General features: G+C 64.6%; 5 protein-coding genes. All 5 read left to right on the top strand.

All coding sequences use genetic code 11. The annotated features are described in order from the left end of the window. Positions 1-659: 659 nt before the first annotated feature. A complete protein-coding gene (gene hyfB, locus WB402_RS15745) occupies positions 660-2,717 on the top strand; it encodes a hydrogenase 4 subunit B (RefSeq protein WP_424209550.1) in 2,058 nt (685 codons plus the stop codon). Further along, positions 2,702-3,661, top strand: a complete 960-nt coding sequence (locus WB402_RS15740) for a respiratory chain complex I subunit 1 family protein (protein ID WP_424209548.1) — start codon at positions 2,702-2,704, stop codon at positions 3,659-3,661. The genes hyfB and WB402_RS15740 overlap by 16 nt, the downstream gene beginning before the upstream one ends. A gap of 1 nt (position 3,662) precedes the next feature. Continuing rightward, positions 3,663-4,388, top strand: coding sequence for a formate hydrogenlyase (locus WB402_RS15735; protein ID WP_424209546.1), 726 nt, complete (start codon positions 3,663-3,665; stop codon positions 4,386-4,388). Continuing rightward, positions 4,385-5,854 carry a hydrogenase 4 subunit F gene (locus WB402_RS15730; RefSeq protein WP_424209544.1) on the top strand — a complete coding sequence of 490 codons (1,470 nt, stop codon included), beginning with the start codon at positions 4,385-4,387 and terminating at the stop codon, positions 5,852-5,854. Before WB402_RS15735 ends, WB402_RS15730 begins: the two co-directional genes overlap by 4 nt. Next, positions 5,851-7,065: NADH-quinone oxidoreductase subunit C (locus tag WB402_RS15725; RefSeq protein ID WP_424209542.1), on the top strand; the 1,215-nt coding region annotated here is incomplete at its 3' end. The genes WB402_RS15730 and WB402_RS15725, both read left to right, overlap by 4 nt.

Raw genomic sequence — 7,065 nt, 5'->3', positions numbered from 1 at the left:
GGGTTATCTGCCGATCGGGCGGCTGGTGCTCGGCGCCGCGCGGCGCATCGGGCATATCCAGACGGGGAGCATTCATACGTATTTGTTGTATTCGTTCGTGACGTTGCTGGTGTTGCTGGTTGTGCAGTGGCTGATCGGGTAGCGCCCAGTGCCCAAGGCGAATGCTCTTTCCGCAATGTACGCAGTAGCCGCAATGAACCAAGTTTCCTTGGGCGCTACTGCCGCCGTCTCCGAAGGGGCTGCCAGATCCCGAGACGAAGGCTTTCGGAGATGGCAGCCGGCGACTCAAGGAGTGAGGCTCTGGAATGGCAGCCCCACTTCCTCCGTCCGAAAGAGCTTCGCCACGGGACGGAGTCGCGCCGTCACCGCCCGAGGCGCATGCTCTTTCGGCGGTGGCGGCCGGTGCGACTCATTGAACGTTGCCTCATGTGACGGCCCGGCGTACTCCCTTCGAAGCAGCTTCGCCTCGGAAGGGAGTCGCCCTGCGCCTCGGGATCCGGCGGCTACACGCGGATTTGACAAGCTGACCCCGCGTTCTTACAGTGAAACCTAAAAATGCCTAACGATAATTCTCTCTCCGTTCGTACTGAAGCCTGCGGTGTCGCCACAACGGCCCGTGGACAACGGGCGATGAGGGTGGCGGCGCGGTCAATGTTCATATGAACGCGACCACGCAGTTGCCGCTATGGCTGGCTTATACCGCCGTCGGCGCGGCTCTGCTTTCCGGCGTCGTGTCGCTGGGCGCGACCCGGCGCCATCCCGGCTTCCTCCATATTGGATCGTTCGCCTTGCTCGCCGCTAGCGGTGCGGCGGGCATCGTCGCCGGCGGCTGGGTGCTGCTTGCCAACTTAACTCTTACTGACCAGCTCGCGCTCGGCCTGCCCTGGCTCCACTGGCACCTGCGGCTCGACCCGCTGTCGGGATTCTTCTTCGTTCTGTTGAGTCTGCTCGTGCTCGCGATCAGCTTCTACGGGCGGCATTACACGCGCGAGTACACACGCGGCGACCCGGCCCAGCCGCTGCCGCCGCTCGGCGTCTTCACCGCGGTGTTCATACTCGGCATGCAACTGATGATGCTCGCGAACGATGCCTTCATGTTCATGGTGTTCTGGGAAATGATGTCGGTCGGCGCCTACATGCTCGTCGCCTATCAGCACCAGCATGCCGCCAACCGGCAGGCAGCCTTCCTCTACCTGATGCTGAGCCACGCCGGCGCGGGGGTCATCCTGATTTCCTTCGGTGTGCTCGCCGCTTTCAGCGGCGGTTTCACCTTCGACCAGATGCGGGCAGCCGAGCTCTCTCCGCTGTGGGCGACGCTGGCTTTCACCCTCGCCTTCATCGGCTTCGGCGTCAAGGCCGGCATCGTGCCGCTGCATGTCTGGCTGCCGGAGGCACACCCCGTGGCGCCATCGCACATCTCGGCGCTCATGAGCGGGGCCATGATCAAAATGGGGATTTATGGCATCGTGCGCCTGACCTATGACCTGATCGGCCATATCCAGTGGGAATGGGGCGTGGTGGTGCTGCTCGCCGGCAGCGCGTCGACTCTGCTCGGGGTTCTGTACGCGCTCATGCAGCACGACTTGAAGCGCCTGCTCGCCTATCACTCGATCGAGAACATCGGCATCATATTAATGGGCCTCGGGCTGTCGATGATCTTCCTCGGCACCGGACACGAGGTGCTGGGCACCTTGGGTCTGGTGGCGGCGCTCTATCATGTTCTCAACCACGCCCTGTTCAAGGGACTGTTGTTCCTCGGGGCCGGGGCGGTGCTGTACCGCACACACGAACGCGATCTCGATCACATGGGCGGGCTCATTCACCGCATGCCGTGGACCGCGGCGTTTTTCCTCGTGGGGTGTATCGCGATCTCGGCGTTGCCGCCGTTCAACGGGTTTGTCTCGGAATGGTTGACGTTGCAGACGGCGTTGCAGGCGCCGGTGCTCCATGGAACCATCGAGAGCGCGATCCTGCGCAGCGCGATCCCGGTGTCGGCGGCAATACTCGCCCTCGCCGCCGCCCTCGCCGCCGCCTGCTTCGTCAAGGCCTACGGCGTGGCCTTTCTCGGGCGGCCGCGCTCGCGCCACGTGACGCACGCGCACGAGGTCAGCAAGGGCATGCTCGCGGCGATGGGGCTGCTCGCGGGCTTGTGTCTGCTGCTGGGCGTGCTGCCGACCACCGTGATCGAGACGCTGGGGCCGGTGACGCAGCTGCTCGTGGGCCAGACCCTGCCCTCGGCCACGGCCCAGGGCTGGTTGTGGCTGACGCCGGTCGCGCCCGAGGTCGCGTCGTATTCGGCGCCGCTGGTGCTGCTGGCGATCATGATTACCTTCGTCATCGGCCGGCTGCTGCTGCGCCGCAAGGCCAAGCCGGTGCGGCGCGCGGCGCCCTGGGACTGCGGCTTCGGGCCGCTCAATGCGCGCATGCAGTACACCTCAAGCGCCTTCAGTCAGCCGATCCGGCGGGTGTTTGCGCCCACGTGGAAGATCGAGGAACCGATCGAGGTGCGGCGCGAGGCGGGAGTGCTCGGGCGCGCCTTGAGCCTGCATCACCAGTTGCACGTGCACGACTGGTCGTGGCTGAAGGGTTATCTGCCGATCGGGCGGCTGGTGCTCGGCGCCGCGCGGCGCATCGGGCATATCCAGACGGGGAGCATTCATACGTATTTGTTGTATTCGTTCGTGACGTTGCTGGTGTTTCTATGGATCATCAGCTGATCGCCTGGCTGCTCGCCGCTGCTCAGACGGCGCTGTTCGTCAGCGCCGCGCCGCTGCTGGCCGGCTGGGTAAAACGCGTCAAATGCCACATGCAGAACCGCGCCGCGCCGGCACTGTGGCAGCCGTACCGCGACCTCGCCAAGCTCTTCCGCAAGCACATGGTGCTCGCCGAGAACGCCTCGTGGCTGTTCCGCGCCACACCTTATATAGTCTTCGGTGCCATGTCGCTGGCCGCGGCCGCGGTGCCGCTCGTGGCCGTGGACTTGCCCACGGGCGCGATCGCCGACGTGATCGTGCTGGTCGGATTTTTCGCGCTCGCGCGTTTCTTCACCGCGCTCGCGGGCATGGACATCGGCACTGCTTTCGGCGGCATGGGCTCCTCGCGCGAGATGACCATCGCCGCGCTCGCCGAGCCGGCCATGCTGATGGCGGTGTTTACCCTGTCGATGACCGCCGGCTCGACCAACCTGTCCTCGGCGATTAACTATGTGCTCGAGGCGGGCCTGGTGCTGCGGCCCTCGTTCCTGTTCGCGCTGCTTGCGCTCGCCATGGTGGCGGTGGCCGAGACCGGGCGCGTTCCGGTGGACAATCCCGCCACCCACCTCGAACTCACCATGATCCATGAGGCCATGATCCTCGAGTATTCGGGCCGGCATCTGGCGCTCATCGAGTGGGCCGCGCAGATCAAGCTCATGATCTACGCGGTGCTGGTCGCCAACATCTTCTGGCCGTGGGGCATCGCGCAGGAATTCACGCCCGAGGCGCTGGGCATCGGGGTCGTCGCCATCGCGGCCAAACTCACGGCGCTCGCGGTGGTTCTGGTCGTCTGGGAGACGGTACTCGCCAAGATGCGCATCTTCCGCGTGCCGCCGTTCCTCGGGTTTGCGTTCCTGCTGAGTCTGCTCGGAATGCTTACGCACGTGGTGCTGGAGACCGGCGGCTAGGATGACCGAACTTTCCCAGTTGAGTCTCTACAACCAGGCGATCATCCTGTTCGCCGCGCTGGTGTTGTTCACTTCGTTCATCATGCTCGCCCAGGCGCGCATGCTGCCGTTAATCTTCGCCTTCGCCTGGCAGGGCATGTTGCTCGCGGTAGTGACGGCGCTCGTCGCCCTGGTTTCCGGGCATCCGCACCTCTATATCTCGGCGGGACTCACGGTGGTACTCAAGGTGTTCATGATCCCTTGGCTGCTGTACCGGCTGGCGGTAAAACTCAACATTCATCTCGAAGCCGAGGCGATCAAGTACCCGTCGCTGCTGCTGCTCGCGGGAGCGGGGCTCGTGATTTTCAGCTACTACGTGGCGCTGCCGATCGTGCACCTTTCGGGGCTCGCCACGCGCAACACCATCGCGGTCAGCATCGCCGTGGTGCTGCTCGGGATGCTGCTCATGATCGCGCGCAAGAAAGCGGTCGCCCAGGTGATCGGCTTCATGTCGATCGAGAACGGGTTGTTCTTCTCGGCGGTGGTTTCGACCTACGGTATGCCGCTCATCGTCGAGCTGGGCGTGGCCTTCGACGTGCTGGTGGCGGCGATCCTCTTCGGCGTGTTCTTCTTTCATATGAGTGAGTCGTTCGACTCGCTCGACGTCGACCGCCTCACGCGCCTGTCCGAAGTGCATGAGTCGTTGTTCCCGCCCGAGGAAGGTGGTGGCGAGGGGGAGCGGCCGTGACATTGCTCGACATCACGCTGCTCTCGCCGCTCATCGGCGGCCTGCTGCTTGTCTTCATCGGGCATCGCCCGATCGGCGGCTGGATCAATGTCGTCGTGGGCGCGGTTACCTTCGCCACTTCGCTCGCGATGGCGCTCGACGTATTCGCGCACGGTCCGACACTGTCGAGTGGCAGGATGTTCTATATCGATGCCTTCAACGTCTACCTGGTGGCGCTCACCGCCTTCGTCGGCTTCACCACGTCGATCTTCTCGCGCCCGTACATGCGTCACGAGGTCGAGCGCGGGCGTCTCACCGATGGGCGCCTGCGCCTGTATCATTCGATGTACCAGGGCTTCCAGTTCGCGATGCTGCTAGCGCTCTCGACCAACAATCTCGGCGTCCTGTGGGTGGCGATGGAAGCCGCCACGCTGACCACGGTGCTGCTGGTGTCGCTCTACCGCACGCCCGAATCCATCGAAGCCGCGTGGAAATACTTTATTCTTTGCGGCGTGGGTATCGCACAGGCGCTGTTCGGCACCGTGCTCGTGTACTTCGCCGCCGAACAGAAGCTCGGTGGCGGGCGCGACGATACTCTGCTGTGGACGGTGCTGCACGACTCGGCCGCCAGTCTCGATCCCACGGTGCTGTCGCTCGCCTTCGTGTTCCTGCTGGTCGGCTACGGCACCAAGGTCGGCCTGGTGCCGCTGCATGCCTGGCTCCCTGACGCGCACTCCGAGGGCCCCACGCCGATGTCGGCGGTGCTTTCGGGGCTGCTGCTCAACGTCGCGCTCTACGCACTGGTGCGCCTGAAGATGCTGGTGGACGCCTCCTTGCAGACGCACCTCGCGGGTTACCTCATGATGGGGTTCGGACTGGTGTCGTTCATGGTGGCGGGGTTGTTCCTGCACCGCCAGCATGACATCAAGCGCATGTACAGCTACTCCTCCATCGAGCACATGGGGCTCATGACCTACGCCTTCGGGCTGGGCGGGCCGCTCGCGACCTTCGGCGCGCTGCTGCACATGACGGTTCACTCGCTTACCAAGAGCGCCATCTTCATCACCGTGGGGCACGCCTCGCAGCTCGCCGGCACGCAACGCATCGACAAGATCCGCGGCCTCATCCGCACCCAGCCGGCGATCGGGTGGGGACTGTTGATCGGCACGGTCGCGATCGCCGGCTTTCCGCCTTTCGGCGTATTCACCAGCGAATTCCTGCTGCTCACCGCGACCATGAAGTCCTGGCCATGGCTCGCGGTTCCGCTGCTCGTGGGCTTCGGCGTGGCGTTCGCCGGTCTGTTCCGCCACCTGCACCCGATGGTCTACGGCGAGCCACCGCCAGGCCAGAAGCCGGTACACGCCAACATGATTCCGGTGATGGTGCATCTGGCGTTGGTACTGTGGCTCGGGCTCTCCATTCCCAGCTTCCTCGCACGCTGGTTCGAGCAGGCCACGGTGCTGATATCGGGAGGCTCGCCGCTATGAGCGCCAACGACTGGATCGCGTCGCTGCTCGCCGAACTCTCGCGTCTGGATGCGCATGTGGAAAAACGCGCCGCCCCGGGTCTCGGACCGGCGCAGCTCATCATGCTGCCCGCGGACGATTGGGGCATACTTGGCAAAGAGGCCGCGCGTGCCGGTTGCCGCTGGGTCGCGGGCTGGGGCGAAGATGCCGGCAACAATGAAGTTCACATCAGCGTGTGTTTTGAAAAAAACGGTGCCTATCTGCTGGCGCGCACCGTCGTGCACCGCGCCACGCCGATTCTGCTTTCGCACACACCTTATTTTCCCGGCGCCGACCGTCCCGAGCGTCACACCCAGGATATGTTCGGCTTGGCGTTCATGGATCACCCGGATGCGCGCCGCTGGACGCGCCACCAGGCGTGGAAGGACTCGGCCTATCCGCTGCGCAAGGACTTTCCCGCGGCTGGCCATCCGCTGACACAGACCCCGACCGATCACGACTACAAGTTCTTCTTCGCCCATGGCGCGGGTGTCTACGAAATTCCCGTCGGCCCCGTGCACGCCGGCATCATCGAACCCGGACACTTCCGATTCCAGGCGATGGGCGAACAGGTGCTGAACCTCGAAGAGCGCCTCGGATACGTGCACAAGGGCATCGAAAAAATCGCCGAGGGGCGCGACCCCGAAGGGCTCGCGCGCCTGGCCGGCCGCGTGTCCGGCGACACGACCGTGGCGCATGCCTGGGCGGCGTGCCTGGCGATGGAACGCGCCGCGGGCGTTGAAGTCCCGGAACGCGCGCTGTTCTTGCGCGCCTTGATGTGCGAGCGCGAGCGTGTGGCGAATCATTTGGGCGACATCGGCGCCATCCTCAACGACGTCGCCTTCACCTTCGGGTTCTACCAGTTTGGGCGGCTGCGCGAAGACTGGCAGCGGCTGTCACGCGAGGCCTTCGGCCACCGCTTCATGATGGATCGCGTCGTGCCGGGCGGCGTTGCCGTGGATCTCGACGCGGCACTGATCCCGCGGATGCGCGAGCAGCTACCCGTCTTTCGCAGGCAACTCGACAAACTCATGGCGATCGTCAACGAGTCACCTTCGGTCGAGGATCGCCTGGTCACTACCGGCGTGCTCAAACCCGAGTACGCCAAGGCGCTCGGTTGCCTCGGTTATGTCGGGCGCGCCAGTGGGATCGATATCGACGTGCGCCGCGATTCCCCTTACGCGCCCTACGAC

The organism is Sulfuricaulis sp., assembly GCF_049587675.1.
GTDB lineage: Bacteria > Pseudomonadota > Gammaproteobacteria > Acidiferrobacterales > Sulfurifustaceae > Sulfuricaulis.
This window is presented reverse-complemented; position numbering and strand designations above follow the sequence as displayed.

Bases quoted from the DNA above. Each gene is read 5' to 3' on its own strand.
- WB402_RS15740 (WP_424209548.1), top strand. From the start codon at position 2,702: ATGGATCATCAGCTGATCGCCTGGCTGCTCGCCGCTGCTCAGACGGCG.
- WB402_RS15735 (WP_424209546.1), top strand. From the start codon at position 3,663: ATGACCGAACTTTCCCAGTTGAGTCTCTACAACCAGGCGATCATCCTG.
- hyfB (WP_424209550.1), top strand. From the start codon at position 660: ATGAACGCGACCACGCAGTTGCCGCTATGGCTGGCTTATACCGCCGTC.